26 protein-coding genes and 2 pseudogenes are annotated in these 24,939 nt (G+C 73.0%); 13 read left to right on the plus strand and 15 right to left on the minus strand.

The window, feature by feature from the left end:
- A partial coding sequence (locus tag ON36_RS15020) for a metallopeptidase TldD-related protein (protein WP_043653057.1) occupies positions 1–405 on the plus strand: 405 nt, incomplete at its 5' end.
- Between the two features lie 8 nt (positions 406–413).
- Positions 414–1,793, plus strand: a complete 1,380-nt coding sequence (locus tag ON36_RS15025) for a metallopeptidase TldD-related protein (RefSeq protein ID WP_043653098.1) — start codon at positions 414–416, stop codon at positions 1,791–1,793.
- Positions 1,794–1,833: 40 nt separating this feature from the next.
- Here the strand turns inward: ON36_RS15025 and ON36_RS15030 are convergent, their stop codons facing one another.
- From ON36_RS15030 to ON36_RS15040, 3 genes are all read right to left on the minus strand, one after another.
- A complete protein-coding gene (locus ON36_RS15030) occupies positions 1,834–2,643 on the minus strand; it encodes a mycofactocin-coupled SDR family oxidoreductase (RefSeq protein ID WP_043653059.1) in 810 nt (269 codons plus the stop codon).
- A gap of 81 nt (positions 2,644–2,724) precedes the next feature.
- Positions 2,725–3,105, minus strand: coding sequence for a PPOX class F420-dependent oxidoreductase (locus ON36_RS15035; RefSeq protein WP_043653061.1), 381 nt, complete (start codon positions 3,103–3,105; stop codon positions 2,725–2,727).
- A 103-nt stretch (positions 3,106–3,208) separates the two neighbouring features.
- Positions 3,209–3,766, minus strand: a complete 558-nt coding sequence (locus ON36_RS15040; RefSeq protein ID WP_043653101.1) for a PadR family transcriptional regulator — start codon at positions 3,764–3,766, stop codon at positions 3,209–3,211.
- 99 nt (positions 3,767–3,865) lie between these two features.
- On the opposite strand from ON36_RS15040, the gene ON36_RS15045 reads away from it, so the two are divergent.
- Positions 3,866–4,594, plus strand: a complete 729-nt coding sequence (locus ON36_RS15045; protein WP_043653064.1) for a DUF8817 family protein — start codon at positions 3,866–3,868, stop codon at positions 4,592–4,594.
- Between the two features lie 18 nt (positions 4,595–4,612).
- Here the strand turns inward: ON36_RS15045 and ON36_RS15050 are convergent, their stop codons facing one another.
- Positions 4,613–5,131 (minus strand): hypothetical protein, encoded by a 519-nt coding sequence (locus tag ON36_RS15050; protein WP_157224879.1) that lies wholly within the window; start codon positions 5,129–5,131, stop codon positions 4,613–4,615.
- A 299-nt stretch (positions 5,132–5,430) separates the two neighbouring features.
- Here ON36_RS15050 and ON36_RS15055 point away from each other — a divergent pair, with 299 nt between their 5' ends.
- On the plus strand, positions 5,431–6,213 hold the full coding sequence (locus ON36_RS15055) for a 2-phosphosulfolactate phosphatase (protein WP_043653070.1): 783 nt from the start codon (positions 5,431–5,433) through the stop codon (positions 6,211–6,213).
- Between the two features lie 130 nt (positions 6,214–6,343).
- Complete coding sequence (locus tag ON36_RS15060; protein ID WP_043653073.1) at positions 6,344–7,309, plus strand: SMP-30/gluconolactonase/LRE family protein; 966 nt, start codon at positions 6,344–6,346, stop codon at positions 7,307–7,309.
- Here ON36_RS15060 and map read toward each other — a convergent pair.
- Entirely contained in the window at positions 7,290–8,078 is a 789-nt protein-coding gene (map, locus tag ON36_RS15065; protein ID WP_043653075.1) for a type I methionyl aminopeptidase, read from the minus strand. The genes ON36_RS15060 and map overlap by 20 nt on opposite strands.
- Positions 8,079–8,178: 100 nt before the next feature.
- Between map and ON36_RS15070 the strand changes: the two genes are divergently transcribed.
- Positions 8,179–8,445, plus strand: a complete 267-nt coding sequence (locus tag ON36_RS15070) for a helix-turn-helix domain-containing protein (protein ID WP_043653078.1) — start codon at positions 8,179–8,181, stop codon at positions 8,443–8,445.
- 20 nt (positions 8,446–8,465) lie between these two features.
- On the opposite strand, the gene ON36_RS15075 is transcribed toward ON36_RS15070, so the two are convergent.
- From ON36_RS15075 to ON36_RS36180, 4 genes are all read right to left on the minus strand, one after another.
- On the minus strand, positions 8,466–10,916 hold the full coding sequence (locus ON36_RS15075) for an MFS transporter (protein ID WP_052314011.1): 2,451 nt from the start codon (positions 10,914–10,916) through the stop codon (positions 8,466–8,468).
- Between the two features lie 161 nt (positions 10,917–11,077).
- Positions 11,078–11,926: an NAD-dependent protein deacetylase gene (locus ON36_RS15080; RefSeq protein WP_052314016.1), complete on the minus strand. Its 849-nt coding sequence runs from the start codon at positions 11,924–11,926 to the stop codon at positions 11,078–11,080.
- 59 nt (positions 11,927–11,985) lie between these two features.
- The gene (locus ON36_RS15085; RefSeq protein ID WP_052314012.1) at positions 11,986–12,852 is read right to left on the minus strand and encodes an acyl-CoA thioesterase domain-containing protein; all 867 of its coding nucleotides are present in this window, start codon (positions 12,850–12,852) and stop codon (positions 11,986–11,988) included.
- Between the two features lie 35 nt (positions 12,853–12,887).
- Positions 12,888–15,086 (minus strand): TerD family protein, encoded by a 2,199-nt coding sequence (locus ON36_RS36180; protein ID WP_052314013.1) that lies wholly within the window; start codon positions 15,084–15,086, stop codon positions 12,888–12,890.
- Positions 15,087–15,235: 149 nt separating this feature from the next.
- Here ON36_RS36180 and ON36_RS32745 point away from each other — a divergent pair, with 149 nt between their 5' ends.
- Positions 15,236–15,739: a hypothetical protein gene (locus ON36_RS32745; protein ID WP_157224880.1), complete on the plus strand. Its 504-nt coding sequence runs from the start codon at positions 15,236–15,238 to the stop codon at positions 15,737–15,739.
- Positions 15,740–15,760: 21 nt separating this feature from the next.
- Here ON36_RS32745 and ON36_RS35655 read toward each other — a convergent pair whose 3' ends face one another.
- A complete protein-coding gene (locus tag ON36_RS35655; protein WP_052314015.1) occupies positions 15,761–16,345 on the minus strand; it encodes a hotdog family protein in 585 nt (194 codons plus the stop codon).
- A 206-nt stretch (positions 16,346–16,551) separates the two neighbouring features.
- On the opposite strand from ON36_RS35655, the gene ON36_RS15110 reads away from it, so the two are divergent.
- The 4 genes from ON36_RS15110 to ON36_RS15125 all read left to right on the plus strand — a co-directional run bounded on the left by ON36_RS15110 (position 16,552) and on the right by ON36_RS15125 (position 20,907).
- Positions 16,552–17,727 (plus strand): 3-ketosteroid-9-alpha-monooxygenase, oxygenase component, encoded by a 1,176-nt coding sequence (locus tag ON36_RS15110; protein ID WP_043653121.1) that lies wholly within the window; start codon positions 16,552–16,554, stop codon positions 17,725–17,727.
- Between the two features lie 29 nt (positions 17,728–17,756).
- Positions 17,757–18,935, plus strand: coding sequence for an acyl-CoA dehydrogenase family protein (locus ON36_RS15115; RefSeq protein WP_043653079.1), 1,179 nt, complete (start codon positions 17,757–17,759; stop codon positions 18,933–18,935).
- A gap of 28 nt (positions 18,936–18,963) precedes the next feature.
- The gene (gene bphC, locus ON36_RS15120; RefSeq protein WP_043653082.1) at positions 18,964–19,869 is read left to right on the plus strand and encodes a biphenyl-2,3-diol 1,2-dioxygenase; all 906 of its coding nucleotides are present in this window, start codon (positions 18,964–18,966) and stop codon (positions 19,867–19,869) included.
- A 180-nt stretch (positions 19,870–20,049) separates the two neighbouring features.
- Complete coding sequence (locus ON36_RS15125; RefSeq protein ID WP_043653084.1) at positions 20,050–20,907, plus strand: IclR family transcriptional regulator; 858 nt, start codon at positions 20,050–20,052, stop codon at positions 20,905–20,907.
- Between the two features lie 73 nt (positions 20,908–20,980).
- Here ON36_RS15125 and ON36_RS15130 read toward each other — a convergent pair whose 3' ends face one another.
- Positions 20,981–21,622: a Dabb family protein gene (locus tag ON36_RS15130; RefSeq protein ID WP_043653086.1), complete on the minus strand. Its 642-nt coding sequence runs from the start codon at positions 21,620–21,622 to the stop codon at positions 20,981–20,983.
- Positions 21,615–21,962, minus strand: coding sequence for a hypothetical protein (locus tag ON36_RS15135; RefSeq protein WP_043653088.1), 348 nt, complete (start codon positions 21,960–21,962; stop codon positions 21,615–21,617). Before ON36_RS15135 ends, ON36_RS15130 begins: the two co-directional genes overlap by 8 nt.
- A gap of 227 nt (positions 21,963–22,189) precedes the next feature.
- Between ON36_RS15135 and ON36_RS15140 the strand changes: the two genes are divergently transcribed.
- Entirely contained in the window at positions 22,190–23,176 is a 987-nt protein-coding gene (locus tag ON36_RS15140) for an alpha/beta hydrolase (RefSeq protein ID WP_052314017.1), read from the plus strand.
- On the opposite strand, the gene ON36_RS15145 is transcribed toward ON36_RS15140, so the two are convergent.
- The gene (locus ON36_RS15145) at positions 23,177–23,803 is read right to left on the minus strand and encodes a PadR family transcriptional regulator (protein WP_083885154.1); all 627 of its coding nucleotides are present in this window, start codon (positions 23,801–23,803) and stop codon (positions 23,177–23,179) included.
- A 193-nt stretch (positions 23,804–23,996) separates the two neighbouring features.
- On the opposite strand from ON36_RS15145, the gene ON36_RS15150 reads away from it, so the two are divergent.
- Positions 23,997–24,506, plus strand: coding sequence for a flavin reductase family protein (locus tag ON36_RS15150; RefSeq protein WP_043653092.1), 510 nt, complete (start codon positions 23,997–23,999; stop codon positions 24,504–24,506).
- Between the two features lie 58 nt (positions 24,507–24,564).
- Here the strand turns inward: ON36_RS15150 and ON36_RS15155 are convergent.
- Together ON36_RS15155 and ON36_RS36930 are read right to left on the minus strand one after the other, a co-directional pair.
- Positions 24,565–24,768: pseudogene (locus ON36_RS15155) on the minus strand (cyclohexanone monooxygenase); the annotation flags it as partial.
- A pseudogene (locus tag ON36_RS36930) lies at positions 24,689–24,939 on the minus strand (hypothetical protein); the annotation flags it as partial. The pseudogenes ON36_RS15155 and ON36_RS36930, both read right to left, overlap by 80 nt.

Genomic DNA, 24,939 nt, shown 5'->3' on the forward strand with positions numbered 1-24,939 from the left:
CCGATCCAGCGCATGGCCAACGTGTCGCTGCAGCCGGACCCCGAGCGCGACACCAGCACCGCCGAGCTCATCTCGCGGATCGAGGACGGGCTCTACATCGTCGGCGACAAGAGCTGGTCGATCGACATGCAGCGCTACAACTTCCAGTTCACCGGCCAGCGGTTCTTCCGGATCCGCGACGGCGAGCTGGCCGGTCAGGTGCGCGATGTCGCCTATCAGGCCACCACCACCGACTTCTGGGGTTCGATGGAGGCCGTGGGCGGCCCGAGCACCTGGCAGCTCGGCGGCGCGTTCAACTGCGGCAAGGCCCAGCCGGGGCAGGTGGCCGCGGTCAGCCACGGGTGCCCGTCGGTGCTGGTGCGCGGGGTCAACATTCTCAACACACGGACGGAGGCCGGCCGGTGAGTGCCGAACTGTTCCCCGGCGGCGCGGTCGTCGAGCGCGCGCTGGCGGCGTCGAAGGCGGACGAGACGATCGTGATCGTCACCGACGCGGCGGAGGCCTCGCTGCGCTGGGCGGGCAATTCCATGACCACCAACGGGTCCTCGGTGTCGCGGGACTGGGCGGTGGTGGCGATCTTCCGCGACGGGCCGACCGCCGCGCGGGTCGGCAGCGTGCGCTCGACCAGCGTCGATCCCGCCGACATCGAGGCCGTCGTGCGCGCCGCCGAGGAGGCCGCCCGCACCGCGACGCCCGCCGCCGACGCGGCGCCCCTGCTCGATCCCGACGGCACCGACGCCGCCACCTGGGAGGACGCGCCCGGGGGCACCGGCATCGAGGTCTTCACCGGCGTGGCAGGCGACCTGGCGCGGGGTTTCGACGGGCCCGACCGCCTCTACGGGTTCGCCCACCACCAGGTGCACACCACCTGGCTGGGCACCTCCACCGGGATCCGCCGCCGCTACGTGCAGCCCACCGGCTCGGTGGAGATCAACGGCAAGCGCGGCGAGGGCGCCGACCTGGCCAGCGCCTGGGTCGGGGTCGGCACCGCCGACTTCGCCGACGTCGACACCCCGGGCCTGCTGGCCGAGCTCTCGCGACGGCTGGACTGGTCGGCGCGGCGGGTCGAGCTGCCCGCGGGCCGCTACGAGACCCTGCTGCCGCCGTCGGCCGTCGCCGATCTCATGATCTACCTGGCCTGGAGCATGGAGGGCCGCGGCGCCCACGAGGGCCACACCGCCTTCTCCCGCGCCGGCGGCACGCGGATCGGCGAGCGTCTCGGCGCGATCCCGCTGACCCTGTACTCCGACCCGGACGCGAGCGGCCTCGAGTACCGCCCGTTCGTCGCGACGCCTGCCTCGTCGGAGGCCCTGTCGGTCTTCGACAACGGGCTGCCCGCCACCCGGGTGGACTGGATCGGCGACGGCGTCATCCGCAACCTCGTCTATCCCCGGGCCACCGCCGCCGAATTCGACGCCCCCGCCACCGTTCCGGGCGAGAACCTGCTGCTCACCGGCGGCTCCGACGCGACCCTCGACGGGATGATCGCGCGCACCGAACGCGGCCTGCTGCTCACCTGCCTGTGGTACATCCGCGAGGTGGACCCCGCTGACCTGCTGCTCACGGGGCTCACCCGCGACGGCGTCTACCTGGTGGAGAACGGCGAGGTCACCGCCGCGGTCAACAACTTCCGCTTCAACGAGAGCCCGCTGGACCTGCTGCGCCGGGTCAGCGAGGCGGGGGCCACCGGGATCACCCTGCCCCGCGAGTGGAAGGACTGGTTCACCCGCACCGCCATGCCGCCGCTGCGCGTTCCCGACTTCCACATGTCCTCGGTCAGCCAGGCGACCTAGGACTCGCTCCCGCGCCCGCCGGGCGGGCGCGGGGCCCCGGTCAGCGGTTGAGGTTGCCCATGTCGATGGGGATCTGCGCGCCGGTGATCTGGGACGCCTCGTCCGAGCACAGCCAGGCGACCGTGGCGGCGATCTCCTCGGGCTGGGTGATGTAGCTGGGCAGCGCGTTCATGAAGATGGGCGCGAGAGTACTGGCGTACTTCTCGAACAGGGGCGCGATCTCGCTCATGTTCATGCCGGTCGCGACGCCGGCGGGGTGCACGGTGTTGACGCGGATGCGGTGTTCGCCCAGCTCGTTGGCCATCGTCTTGGCCAGACCGGTGATGGCGTGTTTGGTGGCCACGTAGTGGGCGGTGAACGGGATGCCCTTGATGCCCGCGACCGAACTGGTGAACACCATCGCCCCGCCCCTGCCCTGGGAGAGCAGGTGCGGGACAGCGGCTTTGGCGGTGTGGAACACGCCGGTGAGATTCACGTCTACGGTCTCCTGCCACTGTTCGGCGGTGATCTCCCACGACAGGGCCGCCGAACAGATGCCCGCGTTGGCGACCACCACGTCGAGGCCGCCGAACTCCTCGATGCCCGCGGCCAGTGCCGCCGACAGCCCGGCGAAGTCGCGCACGTCGACCTTGCTCGCGGCGATCCGCCCGCCCGCCTTCTCCACCTGCGCGACGGTCTCGGCCAGATCGTCCTCGGTCGCACCCGGGTAGCTGGTGCTGGCGAATTCGGCGCAGGCGTCCACGGCGATGACGTTCGCGCCCTCCTCCGCGAACCGGACCGCCTCGGCCCGCCCCTGCCCGCGCGCCGCACCGGTGATGAAGACGACCTTGTCCTCGAATCGTCGGGCCATATCCACTCCTACCTAGAACGTGTTCTTGTTTCTAGGAGATCACGGAACGCGCTCGGCCGGGCGGAATCGCGGCGACCCGTCTCAGGACAGGGTGATCTCGATGCCGATGGTGCCGTCCTTGCCGCGGCGCAGGTTGGAGCCGAGGATGACCAGCGGTCCGGTGAGCCAGTACTTCCTGCGCAGCAGGCGGCGCACCTCCTCGGTCTCGGCCCCGTCGAGCAGGCGGGCGGTGGCCTCGACGGCGGTGCCCCGGGTGTTGCCGCGGACATCGCAGGGCTGCACGGTGACCGCGCTGTTGTTGCGGATGCGCTTGACCTTCCAGGAGTCGGTCACGGTCCACACATAGAGCTTGTCGTTGCGGGCCACGGCCCAGACCGGGGTGCCGACGGGCGTCCCGTCCTTGCGGAAGGTCGTGAGCTGCACGTAGTTCGCGGTGCCGAGGTCACCGAGCGCGGTCGTCATGGGGTCGAGCCTAGCCCGCCCCGTGGTGCGTCCGCCGGTCCCGAGCGGCGGCCGACGGTCGGCACCGCACCCCGGTGGTGGGTAGCGTACGCGGTCTCGCGGGTCAGGAACCCTCGCCGGCGAAGCGGTATTCCCCGGCTTCCATCCGGGTCACCAGGGCCGTGTTCCAGCCGGCCAGGTTGTCGAAGACCCCGCTCCACAGCTCCAGCAGGTCGGTCGCGTGGGGCGCGGCGTGGCGGCCGGGGAAGTCGGGGATCATGGCGAGCAGGTCGTCACGGACGGCCAGGGTGCGGGCGCGCTGGTCGCGCAGCAGGGCCACGACGCGCTCGCGGGGCAGGGCGTCCATGAAGGCGATGCCCGCGCCGAGGTGTTCCATGTCGACGCTGAGCAGCGCCTCCTCGAGCAGCCGGACGAAGTCGGCCTCGCCGTCCTCGGTGAGTGCGAACAGGGTGCGCCCGGGGCCCTCGCCGCCGAATTCGGTTCCGGTGGCGCGCAACCGGCCTTCCTGGGTGAGCTGTTTGAGCGCGTGATAGATCGAGCCCGGCTTCACGTTCGTCCAGGTCTCCGCCCGCCACGACAGCAGTTCGCGGCGCACCGCGTAGCCGTGGGTCGGCTGCTGCCTGCGCACCACCCCGAGCACCAGCAACCGCACGACCGACACGGACACCTCCTTCGCCCCCGCCATGGTAGTCAAACTTGACTTCCGCCGGAAATCGCTTCTACGCTCATCTAGTCAAATTTGATTACCAGGAGCGTCCCGATGTCCGACACCGCGGTCCCGCTGCTCTGGAGCGGCGATCTGTCCACCACCCTCGACTTCTACCGCGCCCTCGGCTACGAGGTCACCCACGAGCAGACCCGCCCCTACGTCTACGGCGTGGTGGAGATGGACGGCGCCGCATTGCATTTCGCGCCCGCACCGCCCGAGCTCGCGCTGCCGACCGAGCACGTCGGGGCCCTGGTCATGGTCGACGACATCGCCTCCCGGCACGCGGCCTTCACCGCGGGGCTGCGCGAGCGCTTCGGCCGCGTCCCCGCGAAGGGCTGCCCGCGCATCACCCGGTTCCGCCCCGGCCAGTCCCGGTTCTCGACGGTCGATCCCATGGGCAACACCGTGATCCACATCCAGCGCGACGAGCCCCGCGACCTCGAGTACGGCGGTTCCCGCGGCCTGTCCGGCCTGGCCAAGGTCCTCGACAACGCCCGCATCCTGCGCGATTTCAAGAACGACGACCGCGCCGCGACCCGCGCGCTGCGCGCTGGCCTGCGCCGCCACGGCGCGACCGCGACCCCCGTGGAGCGAGCCCGCGCCTACGCCGCGCTGGCCGAACTCGCCGTCGCCGCCGACGACACGGCTCAGCTCGCCCACTGGACGGCCGAACTGCGCGCCCTCGACCTCACCCCCGCCGACCGCGCCGGGCTCGCCGCCGACGAGAACGCCCCCGCGGCCCTGTCCGCCTGGCTCACCGCCACCGGCGACCCGTCCTGACGGCACGGACCCCGCGGCTCACCCGCGCCGCGGGCCGGTTCGCAGCGCGCCGAACAGCACGACGGCCAGGCCGAACACGCCGCCGCCCGCCGCGATTCCCAGCGGAATCAGCACCGTCGCGACCACGGATGGCCCGACGCCGGGCCCGACCGCCAGGGTGAGACCGGGCCCGCCCTCGGCGACCAGATGGTACCGACCGTCGCGATCGGCCCGGAAGGTGTACTCGGCCGACCCCTCCCCGCCGTCCAGCCGATAGGACACGCCGGATTCGTAGGTCCGTGTCGGCACGTCGTGCCCGTCCGGATCGCTGATCCGCGCGCGCACCGGTTCCGGCGCGCCGAGCGCCGCCAGGCCGCCGTACTCGACGTAGATCGTGTAGTCACCGGCCGCGAGTCGCACATCACCCGCGCCCGGCACGGGCACCCGCTGAAAAGCCGCGATGTCGCGGTCCAGGGCGCGGTTCCCGGTCACGGCGGTGACACCGGCGGCGGCGATCGCGGCGACGATGACCGCGATCCCCGCCAGGATCCACCGCATCGATGGCCGCAGCCGGGACGCCGGCGGGCCACCCGGCCGCGGCGAGGCGAACCCGTTCGCAGGAAACACGAGCAGCATCCACCCCCGGGCGATCGAGCACACCGTTCGGCGCGCTACCACCAGGACCCCGAACTCCGTTCGTGGGCAACGCTACTCGAAGTCGGGGTACGGCGCGCTTCCGCGCGGCGACTCCGGGATCCACGACGCGCGATCCGCCCAGCGGGATCCGAAGGCTGGCCGACGGCGCACGGGTCTGATGGGCTCGGGGATCCGCCGGAACACGAACACAGGAGGAACGCATGTCCGGGATCCCGGAGTGGGGGCGCCAGCAGGGATGGGGCGTCCGGCTGGACTGGGGCAGGGCCGGGGCGGCGGCGGTGGGGCCGGGGAGCGCGGTGCTCGTGGTGGTCGACGTGCTGTCGTTCACCACGGCGGTGTCGGTACTCGCCGACGCGGGCACGACCGTGCTCCCCTACCGCTGGCGCGACGAGACCGCCGCGGCCCACGCGGCGGCGCACGGCGCGGCGCTGGCGGTGGGCAGGCGGGAGGTGTCGGCGGCGCGGCCCTGGTCGTTGTCGCCCGCCGCGCTGCGGGCGGCGCCGTTCACCGAGCGGCTGGTGCTGCCCTCGCCCAACGGGTCGGCCATCGCCGCGTCGGTCACCGGCACCCCGGTGGTCGCGGCGTCGCTGCGGAACGCGGGCGCGGTGGCGGACTGGATCCTCGCGCAGGGGTGGGGCACCGCGGCGCGACCGGTGTCGATCGTCGCCGCCGGGGAGCAGTGGCCGGGCACCGACACCCTCCGGCCTGCCGTGGAGGACTGGCTCGGGGCGGGGGCGGTGGCGGCGGCGCTGGCGGCGGGCGGGGCAGGTCCGCCGTCGCCCGAGGCGCTCGTCGCGGCGGCGGCGCACACGCCCGACGCGGATCTCGCCGCGCTGGTGACCGATTCGGCGTCGGGCCGGGAACTCGCGGGCAACGGCTTCGCCGCCGACGTGGCGGTCGCGGTGGAACTGGGGGCCAGCGCCGCCGTGCCGGTGCTGACACCGGCCGGATTCGTCGACCACGGCACGGGCACGCGCCGCTGAGCACAGCGGCGGCCGGGGCGGAGCGGCATCGGCGGATTCGGGTCGATCTCACCATCACCGGCGCCGAATGTCGTGTCGGGGAACAGGATCGACTCGCCGGTAACCCCGGAGGGTTCGCTAGAGTCCGCTCATGCGCTTCCCCCGATCCCGTCGTCTCGTCCTCGGCCTGGCCGCGCTGGCCGCCACCACCCTGCTCGCGCCCGCCGCGCCCGCCGCGCCCGCCACGGCCGCGGCCGCGTCCTGCGCGACCGGCTGGCGCAGCGAAGTGGTGGCCGGCCGGCTCGGCGCGCTGGAGAACCTCGAGGCCGACGGCGAGGGCGGGTTCTACGCGACCGGGATCGTCCGGGGCGAGCTGCTGCACATCGATCGCGCGGGCACGGTCACCACCCTGCTCACCGGCCTGGACCACCCGGCCGGGCTACGCCTGGTCGACCGCACGCTCTACTTCCTCACCGGCGACGGCAGCACACCGAACGGCGGCGGCACCCTGCGCGCGCTCGACCTGGCCACCGACCGGGTCACCGTGCTGCTGCCGGACCTGGTCCAACCCAACGGCCTGCTGGTGCTGCCCGACGGCGACCTGCTCGTGTCCCAGCTGTCGATCCCCTGGCCACCGGTCGGCCTGAGCCGATACCGGCCCCGCACGGGGGAATTCACCCTCGGGTGGTCGGCGGTGCCCCGGCCCAACGGTATGGCCCTCACCCCGGACGGCGGCGCCGTCCTCACCGTGGACGTGGCCACCTCGCAGCTGGTGCGCATCCCCCTCACCGACCCCCAGTCCCCCACCGCCGTGGCCACCGTGGCCGACGGATTCCTCACCGGCCTCGACGATCTCGACATCACCGCCGCGGGCACCGTCTACATCGCGGGCGACTACACCGGCAGCGTGTACCGCGTCGATCCCACGGGCGGGTTCTGCACGGTCGCGACCGGCTGGATCGCCGAGGACGCGGGCCCGTTCCCGCCGATCGGCCCCACCTCGGTCCGCATCGCGCGCGACGGCGACCGCTGGGCCCTCTACGTCACCGCCATCGACGGCGCGCTGCGCCGCCTGATCCCGCCCGCCGGAGTCGATCTCACCCCGCCGCGGGCGTGAGCCGATCCGCCGCCGTCAGCACCAGCGGCCCGTCCTCGGTGACGGCGATGGTGTGTTCGCTGTGCGCGCAGCGGGAGCCGTCGGCCGAACGCAGCGTCCAGCCGTCGGGGTCGGTGACGATGCGGTCGGTGCCCGCGGCGAACCACGGCTCGATGGCCAGGGTGAGGCCCGGGCGCAGCCGGAAGCCACGCCCGGCCCGGCCCGTGTTCGGGACGTGCGGGTCCTCGTGCATGGTGCGGCCGAGCCCGTGGCCGCCGAATTCGGTGTTGACGGGGTAGCCGTAGGCGGCCGCGACGGCGCCGATCGCGGCGGAGACGTCGCCGAGCCTGCCGCCCGGCCGCGCCGCGGCGATCCCGGCGGCCAGCGCCTCCTCGGTGGCGCGCACCAGGCGCAGGTCGGCCGGGTCGGGGGTGCCGACGACGGAGGTGACGGCGGCGTCGGCGACCCAGCCGTCGATCGAGACGGCGAGGTCGGCGGTGAGCACGTCCCCGTCGCGCAGCGCGTAGTCGTGCGGGAGCCCGTGCAGCACGGCGTCGTTGACCGAGAGGCAGACGGTGTTGCGGAAGGGACCGCGACCGAAGGAGGGCGCGTAGTCCCAGTAGCACGACACCGCGCCGCGCTCCCGGATCCGTTCGCGCACATAGGCTTCCAGGTCCAATAGGTTGACGCCCACCGCGGCGCGCTCGTGCACGCCCACGAGGACGTCGGCGACGAAGCCGCCGGTCACCCGCATCTTCTCGATCTCCCGGGGTGACTTCAGTTCCACCATGCGCGGCCTCCAGTTCGGTATTTTCATACCACCGTAGCGGCGCTGGTATAAAAATACCAACGGCTTGCGGTATTTAAATACCGAACCTAGGATCGCGGGCATGGTTCGTCTTCCGCTCACACCCGCCCAGGTCGAGGCGGGCCGCCGGCTCGGCGGCCGCCTGCGCGCCGCGCGCGGCGAGCGGGATCTCACCGAGGTCGCCCGCGCGTCGGGGATCTCGCCCGAGACCCTGCGCAAGATCGAGTCGGGCCGGCTGCCCTCCCCCGCGTTCGGCACGGTCGTCGCCCTGGCCGAGACGCTCGCCATCCCCCTGGCCGAACTCGCCGAGGTCTACCGCGCCCCGGGCGCCGTCGCCGAATCCGCCTGAGACGACCGCGGTTCGGCCCGCTACCGGTCCTCGCTGATGCGGGTCAGGCCGGCGGGGTCGCGCTCGGTGTCATAGGCCAGGCTCACGTCGTGCACGATCTCCCCGCGGGTGACGAGCACCTGGCTGGCGGCGGGCGGATACCCCCTGGCCACGACCGTGTAGCTGCCCTCGGGCAGGTCCGGCACCGTGTACCGGCCGTATTCGTCGGTGCGGACGCTGGCGGCCTGGTCGCCGCCCGCGTCGAGCACCGTGATCTGCGCGTCGGGCACCGGTCGGTCGCCCTCGGCCAGGGCCGACCCGATCAGCATCGCCAGCGGCTCCAGGTCGAGGTCCTGCCGCAGCGATCCCGTGCCGGGCACCGTGAGGGTGACCGCGGCGGGCCGCATGTGATCGGCCACCGCCACCAGGGTGTAGATCCCGCTGACGACGTCGCGGCACACATAGGTGCCGTCCGCGCCGGTGATCGCGGCGCCGACCACGTCGCCCGCGGTATCGGTCAGCGTGACCGTCGCCCCGGTGAGCGGCTCCCCGCGCCGCGCCGAACGCACCACCCCCGACAGCTCGCCTGCGCCGGTCAGGGTGAGGTCGACCGATTGCGCGCGCTCCCCCATCACCACGCTCACCGCCTCGGGCTGATGGCCCGTCGCGGCGGCGATCAGCACGAAGGTCCCTTGCTCGGGCACCTCGATGGCGTAGGCGCCCGAGGCGTCGCCCGAGGACCGGCCCACCTGGTGACCGTGCTGGTCGATGAGGGTGAGCGTGGCGCCGGCGACCGGGCGCCCGTCCTCGCGGCGCAGCAGGCCCGCGATGACCCGGCCGTGCGCGGCGACGGGGCGATGGTGCCCGATCATCTCCTCGGCGTCGTGGACACTCACGTCCTTCAGCGACGCCTCCCCGGGCGCCGGATCGTCCTGGAGCGGGATCTCCTTCATGAACAGCAGGATGGCCGCGGCGGCCAGGGAGATGACCGCGGCGACCAGGAACACCCCGTGCACCGCGTCGGTGAACCCGACCAGCACCGGCACCCGGATCGCGTCGGGCAGCGCGGCCATGCCGCTGGTGTTGCGCTGCAACTCCGCGAGGGCGGTGGCGTCGAAACCCGCGGGCAGGACGCCGCCGAACGCGGCGAGGATCTTGTCCGGGAGCAGGTTGAACAGGATCGTGAGGAACACCGCGACGCCCAGGGTCCCGCCGAGCTGACGGAAGAAGGTCGCCGACGCGGTGGAGACGCCCATGTCGGCCCGGGGCACGGCGTTCTGCGCGGCGATCACCAGGGTCTGCATGCAGGCGCCGAGACCCGCGCCGATGACCGCCGAGCAGACCAGGGGCTGCCACAGCGGCCCGTCCCAGGTGACGCGGGCGAACAGCACCGAACCGGCGGCCAGGACGACGCACCCCAGCACCGGCATCATCTTGTAGCGGCCGGTGAACTTGGTGACCAGCCCGGTCAGCTGGGCGCCGATCATGATGCCGAGCACCAGCGGCAGCATCAGCAGGCCCGCCTCGGTGGGTGAGTAGCCGCGCACGATCTGCAGGTACAGCGGCACCATGGTGATCGCGCCGAACATCGCGACGCCCACCAGGAATCCGCCGAGGATGGACACGCTGAACGTGCGAGAACGGAACAGCCGCAAGGGGATCAGGGCCGCGTCCTTCATGAGCAGCTCGACCAGCAGGAACAGCAGCAGACCGCAGGCGGCGATGCCGTAACAGACCAGCGCCTCGCGCGACCGCCAGCCCCAGGCGCGGCCCTGCTCGGCCACCAGCAGCGCGGGGATCACCGCGACCATGAGCGCGACCGCGCCGGGCCAGTCGATGCGCATGCGCACCCGAGGTCGCGGCAGATTCAGCACCCGGCCGACGACCAGGAAGGCCAGGACACCGACGGGCACGTTCACCAGGAACACCCACCGCCACCCCTCGATCCCGCCGAGGGTGTCGTAGTCGGACAGGACGCCGCCGATCACCGGCCCGATAACGGTGGCGATGCCGAACACCATGAGGAAATAGCCCTGGTAGCGCACCCGCTCGCGGGTCGGCACGATGTCACCGACGATGGTGAAGGCCAGCGACATCAGCCCGCCCGCGCCCAGCCCCTGGAAGGCGCGGAAGGCGGCCAGCTGATACATCGAAGTGGCGAAACAGCAGGCGGCCGAACCGATCACGAACAGCGCGATGGACACCAGGTAGAAGGGCTTGCGTCCGTAGATGTCGGCGAGCTTGCCGTAGAGCGGGGTGCTGACCGTGGCGGTGATGAGATAGGCCGTCGTGGCCCAGGCCTGTTCGTCGAAACCGTCGAGGCTGTTGGCGATGCGCACGATCGCCACGCTGACGATGTTCTGGTCGAGCGCGGCCAGGAACACCCCGAGCAGCAGGCCCGACAGCACGGTGAGGATCTGCCGGTGCGACAGCGGAACCCCGGTGTCCTCCGGCGGGGCCGGAGGCGTGGCGACGACAGCGGTTTCGGTCATGAGGAGAACGCCCTGACTCTGATCGCAAGCTTTGACGACGGTGCCGATCGACGGGCCGACTACCCCACGGGCCCGCATCCCGCGCCGTGCAGCCGGGCTGCGCGCGGGGGAACATCTTCGAGAGCTGTTCGCAGAGCTTACAACCGGCCGCCGACACGTCGTCAGGCAGGCACGCCCGCGGCCGCGCCGAGCCGGTCGGCCAGCGCCGTCAGCGCCGGCGAGCAACCGCTGCCGACCAGCACCGATGCCAGCGCGTCGGCCCGGGTGTCACCCCGGTTGACAATGACCACCGGGGTGCCGGCGCGGGCGGCGCGGCGGACGAACCGCAGGCCGGACATGACCGTGAGCGAGGAGCCCGCCACGAGCAGCGCGCCCGCGCCGTCGACGAGGTCGAAGGCGGCGTCGACCCGCGCGCGGGGGACGTTCTCCCCGAAGTAGACGATGTCGGGTTTGAGCAGGCCGCCGCAGCGGTCGCAGTCGACCATGCGGAAGTGGTCGGTGTCGGCGATCACGGCGTCGGCGTCGGGGGCGACCTCGATGCCGGAGGCCGTGGCCGAATCGGCGAAGCCCGGGTTGGCCGCCTCGAGGCGTTGCGCCAGCCGCATCCGGGACACGAGCGCGTCGCAGGCCAGGCAGCGGACCCGGGCGTAGCTGCCGTGCAGATCGATCACCCGCCTGCTCCCCGCCTTGGTGTGCAGCAGGTCGACGTTCTGGGTGATCACCCCGGTGACGACACCCGCCCGCTCCAGCCGGGCCAGCGCCCGGTGCCCGGCGTTGGGACGCGCCGCGTCCATCCGCCGCCACCCGATGTGGTTGCGCGCCCAGTACCGCTGCCGGAACACCGGGTCGCCGACGAACTGCTGATAGGTCATCGGCGTGCGCGGCGGCGAGCCGGGCCCGCGATAGTCGGGGATCCCGCTGTCGGTCGACAGCCCGGCCCCGGTCAACGCCACGATCGACCGCCCGGCCAGCGCCGCGACGGCGCGGTCGAGCGGGGCGGGATCGGGCAGCTCGGCGGACACGGAGTCCACTGTAGGCCCGGCGCCCGGGTCGGGGCGGCGCGTGGACGTCAGGAGCGCTGGGCGGCCCACTGCGCGGTGCCCCGCTTCGGGATGTACTCGTCGATGGCCGCGCCGCTGATCTGCCTGCGCTCGTTGGCCAGCGCGGAGACGGTGCAGACGGCGAAGGAGCCCTCGGCGTCGTAGAGGACCGCGGTGCCCGCGGCGATCCCGTCGAAGCTGAGATGGCTCTCGGCCTCGATGCCCATCTCCAGGCCGAGCGGGAGACGGGCGAAGTTGATCGAGACGTCGGTGTTGATGAAGCCGATGCCCTCGGTGCCCCAGTTGGTGACGAGGCTGGTCTGCTCGCCCGCCATGGCGGCGTAGCCGAAGGGCGTGCCCGGCTCCCCGGCGACGACCGGGATGTTGCGGACCCACTTGCGCTTGCGGGAGTCGTTCTGGTGCCGGGTCATCTCGATCGACCAGCCGGTGTCGTGGGCGTCGCTGTCGAACAGGTGCACCGTCGACCCGGCCGCGGCCAGGACCTCGGCGGGTGGCAGCGGCGGGCGACGGTCCGCGCGCCAGACGGCGCCGGGCGGCTGGGTGGAGCGCCTGTGCAGCAGGGCCTGGGCGCGGGCCACGACGCGCCCGTCCGCCCGCAGCACCGCCTGGGCCGAGCGCACGCGGTTGCCGTCGCGGATCAGTTCGCTGTCGACGGTCAGCGGGGCCGCGGGCACCGGCTGGTGCAGGTCGACGGTGAACCGGGCGGGCGCGAACCCGTCGGCGCAGTACCGGTGCTCGACCTCCCTGGCCAGCAGCCCGCACACCGGCGGCCCCGACAGGGTGCGCTTCGCCCACAGGCTCAGCGACCACGGGGTCGGTGTGTACACCTCACCCGCGCGGGTGAAGTAGGAGGGTTCCGGAGTGCCGACGCTCATGACCGTCACGGTAGAACACGTATCAGGGTTCCCGCTCACGCGCCCTCGCCGTCCACGGCGACGCCGTAGCGGCGGGCCAGCTCGGCCAGGCCCGTCTCGTAGCCCTGTCCGACGGCGCGCAGCCGCCAGGTCTGCCCGCGCAGGTACATCTCGCACAGGATCAGGGTCCGTTCGGCGGTGGCCGCGTCCAGGGTGGCGCGCAGGACGGGCGCGGCCTCGGGACCGGGCGCCACCTCGAGCTCGACGGCGCCGACCTCGCCGAAGGTGGTCCCCGGGCCGTCCAGCGCCGCGGCGATCACCACCCGGCGGCAGCCCGCGGGCAGGTCGTCGAGGGCGAGGTCGATCGTCTGCTCGCCCGGCCCGTCGGCGCACAGGCGCGCCCCGGCGGTCGCGGGCTGGTTGTAGAAGACGAAATCGTCACTGTGGCGCACCTTCTCGTCCGCGCCGACGGCGAACGCGACCAGGTCGACCGCGACGGTGACGGTGTCGCTCCAGGCCGCCCGCACCGCCCAGAATCGTTCCTCGCCGGCGCCGGGGAGGTCGACCACCTGCCCCCGCGACAGCTCCCGCGCCGTAGTCGCGAGCCCGGCGGCGCCGCCCGGCGGCGCACCCGCCGCGTCAGCGCGAACCGGGTCGGTGCCAGGTATGCCCGTCACCGACGGCCCACGGGCGTCCCCGCCGGACTCGCACGACCGTTGCCCCGGTCCGTCGGCGATCGGCGGGCCGAAACCAGCGGCGGCCGCCTGCCCGCCCGGCGGTACGGCCCGTGCCCGCGCACACGGCGCGGCGCGCGGGTCCTCGGCGACTGCGACGTCTGCGGCGGGCGCGTGCCCCGGCGGCACCGGCGCCGTGGACCCGACCGCGTCGCGTCCCCCGTCGACATCGCCCGTGATCACACCGGACCCGGACCCGGCCGTCGCGGTCGAGTCGGATCCGTCGCGGGCGCGCGATGCCGTCCCCGCGGTGTCGGCGGCCGGACCGGCGTCCTCGCCGAGGAGGTCCGGTCCGTGGACGGGCAGGCCGAGTGCGCGGGCGCGGGCGACCCGGCGGTCGGTCCCGCCGCCGGGGAGGACGAGGACGTCGGTGACGCGGGCGGACAGGTTGACGGCCGGCGCGCCGCCCAGGGCGGTGACGCGGGCGCGGGCCGCGGCGGCGCGCGCGTGGTCGGCGCCGAGGACGAGGACGCGGCGGCCGTGGAGCGGGCCGCCGCGCGCGGACGCCGGATCGGCGGTGGCGGCAGCGGGTCTCGGCGGGCGGGCGCGGGACGGGATCGCCGCGGTGGGTCCGTCGGCGGGCTTGCCCTCGCGGATGCCGGGCAGCAGGCGCAGGAACTCCGGCTCCGACAGCACGGGCGTGGCGTACTCGCGGGCCGCGCGTGCCTTGGCGCTGCCCGAGGCGGGGTCGTTGGTGACGAGCAGGCTCGTTCGCCTGCTCACCGTGCCGGTGACGTCGAGCCCCGCGTCCTCGGCGCGGCCGATCAGCTCGGGCCGCTCGGTCGCCGTGTCGCCGGTGATCACGACCTTCATGCCCTGGATCAGCCCGTCGCCGGGGACGTAGCGACCCGGCCAGGCGTAGGGGCACCCGGGCTTGGGGGTGCGACGCCCGGCGGGCCATCGGCCGGCCGGCGCCGAGCGCTCCCGCGCGATGTCGGCCGGGTCGCAGGTGAGCACCGGCGGGGTGATGCCGAGGCGCGCGGCGTCGGCGACCAGCGCGCGCAGGACCCCGGCCAGTACCCGGGTGTCGTCGAGCGCGTCGTGTGCTTTCGTCTGGGGCACACCGTAATAGGCCGCGAGGCCGCCCAGGGTGCGATCCCGGGCGGGCGGTGCGACACGCCGCGCCAGGGCCAGGGTGCACAGGCGCTCCCGCACGGGCAGCGCGGCCCCGGTGCGGCCGAACTCCCCCGCCAGGAAACCGTAGTCGAAGCGGGCGTTGTGGGCGACCAGGACCCGCCCGTCCAGCAGTTCGGCCAGGCGGTCCCGGATCGCGCCGAACTGCGGTGCGCCCCGCAGGATCTCGCGGGTCAGGCCGTGGATGTGCACCGGGCCCGGATCGCAACCGGGATCGAGGAGGGTGTGGAATTCCCCGGTCACCCGCCCCGCGGCGTCCAGGGTCAGCGCCGCGACCGACAGCACCCGGTCCCGTTCGGCCGACACACCGGAGGTCTCCACGTCCACCACGGTGTACGCGCCGAAGCCGGCCGCGCCCGGGTCCACCGAATTCCGTTGCACGAGCATCGCATCGGTGCGCGCGCCGAAGATGTTGCATCCTGGCGCGTACCCCCGATTAACACCGGCTTCACCGATCGAAACGGCCCCGATATGTCCGGTCCCTATAGATGGGTGAGGACCACACCACCCGTCCCTTCGCAGCCAGGAGCCGGATCATGATCCGCACCACCGAGCACCCCCTACCCACGACCGCCCTGCCCGCGCTACCCGGGTGCAGTTCCCCCGCGCGGTACGTCCGGGAGTACCGCACCCGCCACGGCCTGCCCGCCCGGCACGATCCCGGCACCGGGCACATCACCATGCGCGCCCGGCAGGTCGTCGGCGTCATGGTGCCCGCCGCGCTGGGCGGCCGCGTGCGCGACGCGCTCGCGGAAGCGGGCGCGGTGGGCGGCCCGATCGTGCATCATCCCCGCTCGCAGACCTGGACGCTGCTCGCCGACCGCGACGGCGCGGCGACGGCCAGCGCACGGCTGTGGCACGGGCGGGTGTTCGTCATCGCCGCGAACGCGCTGATCGGGTTGCCGAGCCCGGTGACGCTGCCGGACCACGCCGCCTATCGCGAGTGGATCGCCGTGCCGCACGAGCGCGCCCGGCCCGCCCTGTCGACGGTGACCGAGGCGCTGCTCGCGCTCCTGCCGCCGGGACGCCCCCGCGCCTGACCGGTTCGGCCAGCGCGCGGTTCAGGGTCGGGCGAAGCTCGCCCACGCGCGCACCACGACCGCGCCGTCGGCGTCCACCGCCGTCAGGGTGACGTCGACGCGCGGCTCCCCGTCCTGGACGTAGCGCTGGGTGACGTAGCCGCTGCACACCAGCGCGCCGCCCGCGGTCCGGGGGCCCGCCAGGCGCGTGCGGAACCGGCGGATGTTCTCGGCGCCGAGCCAGCCGGTCGCGTAGGTGGCCAGGAGCGCGGCGGGGTCCGCGTCGGGCGGCGCCGGTTCGCCCGCGACCAGGTCGGGCGACGCCCAGGATTCGGCGACGAGGCCACCGGTCCGGTCGAAGTACCGGGTCAGGGACCCGTCGGCGCCGGTGGCCACCGCGGTGAGGCGGTCGCCCGCGCGGGGCGGGACGCCGAAGAAGCGATGATCGGTCTCGCGCCGCTCCCCCGCGCCGCCCGCGGGCAGGAAGGTCGGCGGCACGACCGGGCGCTCGCCGCGGTAGGCCGGATCGGTCGCGCGGGCCGCCGCCGCGTACGCCCGGATGGCCTCGGTGTCCAGTTCGACCCGGGTCGGCTGCCCGACCCGCGCCATCAGCGCGACCTCGCTCACGACTGCTCCTCTCGTCCCTGCGTGTGCGGCCACGCTAGAACCGCGCGCGCACCTGTGACGGGCACCTCTCCCGCTCATCGGGACAGCGCGCGCCGCCGCGGAAAACATGTCCGCTGACCGGGACACCACCGTCGCGGCGGACCCCGCGCGGCCGCACCATCGGCGGCACCAGATTCCCCACTCCGCTGACGAACATGGAGGTTTCGATGCCGGAGAATCCGCCGAACGGCCGCACCCTGTCCGCCGACCCCGAGTACCGGCAGATCGAAGCCGCCGCGGCGCCGACCCGGTTCGCCCGCGGCTGGCACTGCCTCGGTCTGCTGAAGACCTTCCAGGACGGAAAGCCGCACGAGGTCAAGGCCTTCGGCACCACCCTGGTCGTCTTCCGGTCCGAGACCGACGGCGCCCTGCACGTCCTGGACGGCTTCTGCAGGCACATGGGCGGCAACCTCGCCCAGGGCACGGTCAAGGGCGACTCCATCGCCTGCCCCTTCCACGACTGGCGCTGGGGCGGCAACGGCAAGTGCACGGCCATCCCGTACGCGCGCCGGGTCCCGCCGCTGGCCCGGACCCGCTCCTGGCCGACGCTGGAGCGCAACGGCCAGCTCTTCGTCTGGAACGACCCGCAGGGCAGCAAGCCGACCGAGGCCGTGACCATCCCCGAGATCGAGGGCTACGGCAGCGACGAGTGGACCGGGTGGACCTGGAACTCGATGCTCATCGAGGGCTCGCACTGCCGCGAGATCGTCGACAACGTCGTCGACATGGCGCACTTCTTCTACGTGCACTACTCGTTCCCCCGGTATTTCAAGAACGTCTTCGAGGGTCACGTCGCGACCCAGTACATGCGCTCGACCCCGCGCGGCGACATCAACGTCGGCACCAGCTACGACGACCCGAATTCGATGCTGCGTTCGGACGCGTCCTATTTCGGCCCGTCCTACATGATCGACAAGCTGTGGAGCGAGGCCAACGGCATGACGATCGAGACGGTGCTCATCAACTGCCACTACCCGGTCACCGACAACTCCTTCGTGCTGCAGTACGGCGCCATGGTGAAGAAGCCGCAGGGCATGTCCGACGCCGACGCCGAGGCCATGGCCGCCCAGTTCGCGCGCGGCGTCGAGGTCGGCTTCGAGCAGGACGTGCACATCTGGAAGAACAAGGCGCCCATCGACAATCCGCTGCTGTCGGAGGAGGACGGGCCGGTCTACCAGCTGCGCCGCTGGTACAAGCAGTTCTACGTCGACGTCGAGGACGTCACAGAGGACATGACCAAGCGCTTCGAGTTCGAGATCGACACCGAGCGCGCGGTGCACAGCTGGGAGGCCGAGGTGGCCGACAACATCGCCCGCGGCGCCGTCATCGACACCACCGTCTGACCCCCCTTCCGAGAAGAGAAGACATCACCATGACCACCGTTCTCGACAACATCATGGCCATCGCCGAGCGGCTGCGCGACCAGGGCCCGGAGGCCGAGCGGCTCGGCAAGCTGCCCGACGCCACCGCCAAGATGCTCAAGGCCGCGGGCCCGATCCGGCTGCTGCAGCCGAAGAAGTACGGCGGCTACGAGGCGCACCCGCGCGAATTCGCCGAGACCGTGATGGCCGCGGCCTCCCTGGATCCGGCCACCGGCTGGGTCTGCGGCATCGTGGGCGTGCACCCGTGGCAGCTGGCCTTCGCCGACCCGAAGGTCCAGGAGGAGGTGTGGGGCGCCGACAACGACACCTGGATGGCCTCCCCTTACGCGCCCACCGGCATCGCCCGCCCCGTCGAGGGCGGCTACATCTTCAACGGCCGCTGGCAGTTCAGCTCCGGCACCGACCACTGCGACTGGATCTTCCTCGGCGCGATGCTCGGCGACACCGAGGGCAACATGGCCCTGCCGCCGACCATGCTGCACATGATCCTGCCCCGCGCGGACTACACCATCGTCGAGGACTCCTGGAACGTGGTCGGCCTCAAGGGCACCGGGTCCAAGGACATCATCGTCGAGGATGCGTTCGTGCCGTCCTACCGGGTGATGAACGGCGATCACGTCATCGACGGCACCGCCCAGCGCGAGTACGGCGCCACCGAGACCCTGTACAAGATGCCGTGGTCGACGATGTTCCCGCTCGGCATCAGCTCCGCGGTGATCGGCATCGCCGAGGGCGCGCTGGCCGCGCACCTGGACTACCAGCGCGACCGGGTGGGCGCGCAGGGCACCGCGATCAAGGACGACCCCTACGTGCTGTTCGCCGTGGGCGAGGCGGCCGCCGACATCAACGCCGCCCGCCAGGAGATCCTGGCCAACGCCGACCGCGTCTTCGACATGGTCGACGCGGGCCGGGAGGTGTCCTTCGCCGAGCGGGCGGCGGTGCGGCGCACCCAGGTCCGCGCGGCCTGGCGCGCGGTGTCGGCGGTGGACGAGATCTTCGCCCGCTCCGGCGGCAACGCGCTGCGCATGGACAAGCCGCTGCAGCGGTTCTGGCGCGACGCGCACGCCGGCCTCAATCACGCCATCCACGTCCCGAGCACGGTGTTCCACGCCTCGGCGCTCAGTTCCCTCGGGATCGATCCGCCGCAGCACCTGCGCTCGATGATCTGACCCGGAATACCACGAAGGACACACGGACATGACCGACATCAAGAGCCTGGGTTACGTCAAGATCCAGACCACCGATCTCGAGCGCTGGCGCACCTTCGCCTTCGACGTGCTCGGCTTCGCCCAGGGCAGCGGCCCGGACGAGAACGCGCTGTACCTGCGCATGGACGAGCGCGCGGCCCGGCTCGTCGTGGTGCCCGGGGACACCGACGAGGTGGTCACCATCGGCTGGGAGGTCCGCGACCACGCCGCGCTGGCGCGGGTGCGCGAGGCCGTCACGGCGTCCGGCATCGCGGTCGAGGCGCTCTCGGTCGAGGAGGCCGACGCGCGCCGGGTCGAGGAGGTCATCACCTTCACCGACCCGACCGGCGCGACGCTGGAGATCTTCCACGGCCCGATCCTGGACCACAGCCCGGTGGTGACCCCGTTCGGCGCGCGGTTCGTCACCGGGGACCAGGGTCTCGGCCACGTCGTGCTGCCCACGATGGACCCGGGCGGCGCGTTCACCTTCTACACCGAGGTGCTCGGCTTCCTGCCCCGCGGCGCGTTCCGCATCCCGGCGCCGCCGGAGTTCGGGCCGGTGCGGATCCGGTTCCTCGGCGTCAACGAGCGCCACCACAGCCTGGCGCTGTGCCCGGCGCCGCACGGCGGCGCCCCCGGCCTGATCCACATCATGGTCGAGGTGGACACCCTCGACGCGGTCGGGCAGGCCCTCGACCGGGTCGGCAAGGACGGCTTCTCGCTGTCCTCGACGCTGGGCCGGCACACCAACGACAAGATGGTGTCGTTCTACGTGCGTGCCCCCGGCGGGTGGGACATCGAGTTCGGCACCGAGGGCATGCGGGTCGACGAGCGGTACTACACCGCCGAGGAGATCACCGCCGACAGCTACTGGGGCCACGACTGGTCCGGCAGCGAGCCGCTGGCGGCCATGTAGGGACCCCGACCCCACGGCGGCGAAGGCCCCGGATCGAGCAGACGCTCGGTCCGGGGCCTTCGCGCGTCATGCGATCGGGGCATTTGTGTGACACGGGCCACGAGAGATGGTATGAATAGGTATATGCCTAATCGAAATATGCGAGTGGGCATCGGGCTCCGAGATCGAAATGGAGAACTCATGGTCACGCAGGCCGAACCGACCACCCCGAGCGCGATCCTGGATCGCGCGTCCCTGCTGCTGGACGCGTTCGACGGTCCCGGCAGGCTCACCCTGGCCCAGATCGTCCGGCGCACCGGGCTGCCGCGCTCCTCGGCGCATCGCATGCTCGAACGCCTCGTGCAGCTGCGCTGGCTGCGCCGCGAGGGTCGTGACTACGAGCTCGGCATCCGGCTCATGGAGCTCGGCTCGCTCGCCGTGCACCAGGACCGGCTGCACCGCGCGGCGCTGCCGTTCCTGCACGAGCTGCACCGGGTGACCGGCTACGTCGTGCATCTGGCCGTCCTGGACGGACCCGACGTGGTCTACCTGGACAAGATCGGCGGCGACCTGGCCGCCGCCGTGCCGACCCGGGTCGGCGGGCGCAGGCCCGCGCAGTGCACGGCGGTCGGCAAGGCGATCCTGGCCTACGGCGACGAACGCCGCCTCGACGACCTCGTCACCGGCCAGGCCGCCGCGCGGACCCGCTACTCGATCAGCACCCGCGCCCAGCTCGACGCGGAACTGGCCAAGGTCCGCGCGCACGGCATCGCCGTGGAACGCGAGGAGTCCCTGGCCGGCATCGGCTGCCTGGCCGCCCCCATCGGCGACCTCGGCAAGACCCCGGTCGCGGCGGTGTCGGTCTGCGGCCCCGTCGACCGCATGGTCTTCGACCACCGCCTCAGCGCCCCCGTGCGCACCACCGCCCTCAACATCTGGCGCCACGTCGACGACGGCGGCGTCCGCGTCCACCCGACCCTCCAGCAGCACTCCCGCCCCCTCGGCGTCGGCCCGGGCGTCCGCGCCCACACCGAACTCCGGGGCGCGCGCACGGCCTGAGCGCAGGCCCGCCGAACGGATCTCGGCCGTCCCCACCGACGCGCGCAGGCCCGCCTGCGCGCGTCCCGCGCGCTCAGCTCAGGACGGGTTCACCTGTCGCGCAGTAGCTGTGGCAGACCCGATCGCGGACGACGCACTGCGGGAATTCCGGGTCGAACCAGCGGTCGACGAGACCCCAGTGGACGGGGTGGGCGAGGTACGGGCCGGTGAGGGCGGCGAGGTCGGCGAATTCCTGTTCCCACACGTGCGTCCACGGGCCGGCGCCGGAGGGCCGGGTGACCCGGCTCAGCTGCCAGGCGCGAAGGCCCGGGAGGTAGGCGGGCATGCGCAGCAGGTCGGCCTCGAAACCGGCGATCGTCTCCGGTGGTGTTCCCGGCGCGACCCGCAGCAGCAGGGTCCGGTAGACGGTGCCGGTGGCGCCCGGTGCGGCGTAACCGACACCGCCGCCGGTGTATTCGGCGCCGTCGGCCCGGGTGACGCCCGCCTCGTCGAGCACGCTCGCCATCGCCCGCGCGCAGGCCGTCCGGGCCGCCGGCTCGGGGAAGCGCAGGCGCAGCAGGACGTCGCCGCCGTTGCGGACGCCGGGCAGGGTCGGCGCGATCAGGATCCGGGACGCCCCCGCCGCCGCGGCGACCGGCCGCAGCCGCGCGCACAGCGCCTCGGCCGCCGCCGCCGTCGGCGAGGCCAGATGCAGCAGCCGCACGACCTCAGACATCGCACAGCCCGTCGACATCGTCGGCCGCGGCGGCGGTCTCGCGCGACCGCCGATCGACGAGACCGTCCACCTCGGACCACCAGGCCCGCACGGCCGGGTCGGGGCGCCCGCGCCAGGTCATCGCCCACCAACCCTGCGCGCCGTCGAGGACCCAGGTGGCGATCACGGTGTTGGCCGCGTCGGGCAGCCAGACCGGCGGGCTGACCACGATCCGGTCCAGCCGCATCCCGCGCGCGCGGGCTCCGGGCGCGTACCCCTCCAGATACGCGCGGACGAACTCCCGCGCGCGCCCCGGCCGGGTCACCACCGTGTCGATCACGTAGACCGCTGTGCTGTTCATGCGGCGACGGTAGGTGGGCCCGCTCCCCCGCGGCGCGCCGGTGACCACCCACCGGGAACCCCGTCCCCCGTGCGAGCCGCGCGGACGAGACCGCCCGGGGGCTGGCCCACACGGGACCGCCGGTGGCCCGCTGAGCGGGATCACCCGCTGTCACCGCGGCTCACCGGCCCCCTACCGTGTCGGCACCACCCGGCGCGACGGCCGGGGCCGACGTGCAGGAGAAGTCCGTGAGCGATCGCGTGTATCCGACGACGGGGCCGGGCGCGGTCCCGGACCCGCAGGTGGCGGCGCTGCTGGCCACGCTGGACGCGAGTTTCCCCGATGTCGCGGCGATGACGGGCGCGCAGGCGCGGGCGGCGATCCGGGCGCGGCGCGGGCCCCTGCGCCGCGAACCCGACATGGCGGCGGCCCGGGACCGCACGATCGACGGGCCGGGCGGCCCGCTGCCCGTGCGGATCTATCGTCCGCACCACGACGATCCGGTGCTGCCGGTGATCGTGTTCGCGCACGGCGGCGGTTTCGTCTTCTGCGACCTGGACAGCCACGACGAGTTCTGCCGCGCCATGGCCGCGGGCGTCGGCGCGATCGTCGTCTCCGTGGATTACCGCCTGGCGCCCGAACATCCGGCCCCGGCCGCGCACGAGGACTTCCTCGCCGCGGTGCGCTGGGCCACCGCCGCCGCGGGCGAACTCGGCGGCGATCCGGCCCGGGTCGCCGTCGCGGGTGACAGCGCGGGCGGCAACCTGGCCGCCACGGTGGCGATCGCGTTGCGCGACGGCGGCGGACCGGTCCCGGCCGCGCAGATCCTGTTCTATCCGGTCGTCGACGACGACTTCACCACCGAGTCCTACCGCCGTTTCGGCACCGGCCACTACAACACGACCTCGGCCATGCGCTGGTACTGGCGCCAGTACGCCCCGCACGGCACCGACGACGTGCGCCTGGTCCCGACGCGGGCCGCGTCGCTGGCGGGCCTGCCCGCCGCGGTCGTGATCACCGCCGAACTCGACCCGCCCTGCGCGTCCGGCGACGCCTACGCCGAACGGCTCGCCGCCGACGGGGTTCCCGTCTGGCACCGCCGCTACGACGGGCTGTTCCACGGGTTCCTCACCGTGCCGTCGCTGGACGCGACCGTCGCGGCCCGCGCCGAGATCTGGGCCGTGCTGCGCGAGGTGCTGTGCGGCACGGCCGCCCGCGCGGCGGCCGCGGGCTGATCAGCCCGCGACGTCGCGGTGGGCCTCCTCCTCCGCGACGCGCTGTTCGATCTCGCGCCAGCGGCCGGGGGTGGGGTGCGGGTAGTCGGTGCGGTCGTCGTGTTCGGCCTTGGCCAGCACGGCGGCCGCGTCGTCGATCTCGGAGATCAGTTCGAGGGCCAGATCGCGTTCGGCGGCGTAGTGCCGCTGCGCCCACTGCAACACGATCTGCGAATAGGCCCAGCCCGGTTCGGATTTCGCGGCCTCGGCGTCGATGGCGGCCCGCTGTTCGAGCGCGTCCACGTCGGCGATGTGGTCGCGCAGGATCTGCTTGAGCCGCTCGGGGGATCCGAGGTGACCGAACATGACGCGCACCAGCACGTGGTGCTTGAGCACCGACGGGTCGACCGGGGCCTCGTTCCACCACGTGGTCGCGGCGGCCCGGCCCGCGTCGGTGATCCGGTAGAGCCGCCGACCGCGCATGGCGTTGTCGCTGTCGAGGCGCGACACCGCGAAGCCGTGCTGCTCGAGCTTCTTCAGTTCGGCGTAGATCTGGCTGTAGGACGGCGTCCAGTAGATGTAGCGCAGACTCCAGTCCGCCCATTTCTTCAGGTCGTACCCGGAGACCTCTTCCTCGTAGGAGAGCATCGCCAATACCGCCCAGCTGGTCGGCGGCAGAGGGGGCACGCCGGGATCGTTATCGCTGGTCGCCACCGCAGCATCGTATCAACCGCCCAGGTCAGGAGTTTCCGCCCGACCGCTGACCGGGAGACGCGGCTTCCGCGGGCGGGGTCTCCGGCGGATGCTGCAGGTCAGCACGCACCGTTCGGGAGGACCTTCTATGAACCCAGACAACACCGTCGTCGCCGACCCGGCCGTCCCCGGCCCGGCCGACCTGCGCCGGGTGCTCGGCCACTTCGCGACCGGGGTGGCGATCATCGCCGCGCACGACGGCACCCGGCCGATCGGCTTCACCTGCCAGTCGGTGACCTCGGTGTCGCTGGACCCGCCGTATGTGTCGTTCTGCCCGGCCAAGACCTCGACCAGCTGGCCCCTGCTGCGCGCCTCGGAGCGGCTGTGCCTGAACATCCTCGCCGAGGACCAGCAGGAGCTGTGCCGTCGCTTCGCGGTCAGCGGGGGCGATAAGTTCGCCGGGGTCGGCTGGGCGCGCGCGGGCAACGGCGCGCCCGCGCTGCACGGGTCGCTGGCCCACATCGAGGCCACGGTCGAGCTCGAGCACGACGCCGGCGACCACACCCTGGTCCTGGCCCGCGTCACGGCCCTGCGCGCCGACCACACCGGAAGGCCGCTGCTGTTCTTCCGCGGCGGATTCGGCGGATTCGCGGGCTGAGCGCCCACGGGAGCGGGGGCCGTCCGGTGCGTACCGGACGGCCCCCGCTCCCGTCGCCTCAGAGTTCGAGGATGTCGAAACCCTTGTAGCCCGCGGCCGCGACCTCGGTGATGATCCGGCCGTAGACCCCGAAACCGCCGACGAACGGCATGAACACCCGCGGCCTGCCCGCGATGTTGGCCCCCAGGTACCACGAATTCGCCTGCGTCATCAGGGTTCCCTCGGCGCGTTCGGCGCACTCGCGCACCCAGTCCTCGACCGCGTCGGCGCGCGACGGGATCGTCCCACTTGCCGCGCGCGAACTCCATCCACACGTAGGAGTGGGCCGAATCCTGTTTGCGGTAGAGCAGATTCGACTTCATCGTGCGTTCCTCGCCCGCGAACGGGTTGAGCCTGCGCGGCTCGATCCGCCCGTCGAGCACGAACGGGAACA

The organism is Nocardia thailandica NBRC 100428 (assembly GCF_000308795.1).
GTDB lineage: Bacteria > Actinomycetota > Actinomycetes > Mycobacteriales > Mycobacteriaceae > Nocardia > Nocardia thailandica.

Bases quoted from the DNA above. Each gene is read 5' to 3' on its own strand.
- ON36_RS15030 (WP_043653059.1), bottom strand. From the start codon at position 2,643: ATGGCCCGACGATTCGAGGACAAGGTCGTCTTCATCACCGGTGCGGCG.
- ON36_RS15035 (WP_043653061.1), bottom strand. From the start codon at position 3,105: ATGACGACCGCGCTCGGTGACCTCGGCACCGCGAACTACGTGCAGCTC.
- ON36_RS15075 (WP_052314011.1), bottom strand. From the start codon at position 10,916: ATGACCGAAACCGCTGTCGTCGCCACGCCTCCGGCCCCGCCGGAGGAC.
- ON36_RS15085 (WP_052314012.1), bottom strand. From the start codon at position 12,852: ATGAGCGTCGGCACTCCGGAACCCTCCTACTTCACCCGCGCGGGTGAG.
- ON36_RS15145 (WP_083885154.1), bottom strand. From the start codon at position 23,803: ATGCTCTCCTACGAGGAAGAGGTCTCCGGGTACGACCTGAAGAAATGG.
- ON36_RS15060 (WP_043653073.1), top strand. From the start codon at position 6,344: ATGCGCTTCCCCCGATCCCGTCGTCTCGTCCTCGGCCTGGCCGCGCTG.
- ON36_RS15045 (WP_043653064.1), top strand. From the start codon at position 3,866: ATGTCCGACACCGCGGTCCCGCTGCTCTGGAGCGGCGATCTGTCCACC.
- ON36_RS15150 (WP_043653092.1), top strand. From the start codon at position 23,997: ATGAACCCAGACAACACCGTCGTCGCCGACCCGGCCGTCCCCGGCCCG.
- ON36_RS15050 (WP_157224879.1), bottom strand. From the start codon at position 5,131: ATGCGGTGGATCCTGGCGGGGATCGCGGTCATCGTCGCCGCGATCGCC.
- bphC (WP_043653082.1), top strand. From the start codon at position 18,964: ATGACCGACATCAAGAGCCTGGGTTACGTCAAGATCCAGACCACCGAT.
- ON36_RS15115 (WP_043653079.1), top strand. From the start codon at position 17,757: ATGACCACCGTTCTCGACAACATCATGGCCATCGCCGAGCGGCTGCGC.
- ON36_RS15110 (WP_043653121.1), top strand. From the start codon at position 16,552: ATGCCGGAGAATCCGCCGAACGGCCGCACCCTGTCCGCCGACCCCGAG.
- ON36_RS15130 (WP_043653086.1), bottom strand. From the start codon at position 21,622: ATGTCTGAGGTCGTGCGGCTGCTGCATCTGGCCTCGCCGACGGCGGCG.
- map (WP_043653075.1), bottom strand. From the start codon at position 8,078: ATGGTGGAACTGAAGTCACCCCGGGAGATCGAGAAGATGCGGGTGACC.
- ON36_RS15135 (WP_043653088.1), bottom strand. From the start codon at position 21,962: ATGAACAGCACAGCGGTCTACGTGATCGACACGGTGGTGACCCGGCCG.
- ON36_RS32745 (WP_157224880.1), top strand. From the start codon at position 15,236: ATGATCCGCACCACCGAGCACCCCCTACCCACGACCGCCCTGCCCGCG.
- ON36_RS36180 (WP_052314013.1), bottom strand. From the start codon at position 15,086: ATGCTCGTGCAACGGAATTCGGTGGACCCGGGCGCGGCCGGCTTCGGC.
- ON36_RS15125 (WP_043653084.1), top strand. From the start codon at position 20,050: ATGGTCACGCAGGCCGAACCGACCACCCCGAGCGCGATCCTGGATCGC.
- ON36_RS15055 (WP_043653070.1), top strand. From the start codon at position 5,431: ATGTCCGGGATCCCGGAGTGGGGGCGCCAGCAGGGATGGGGCGTCCGG.
- ON36_RS15070 (WP_043653078.1), top strand. From the start codon at position 8,179: ATGGTTCGTCTTCCGCTCACACCCGCCCAGGTCGAGGCGGGCCGCCGG.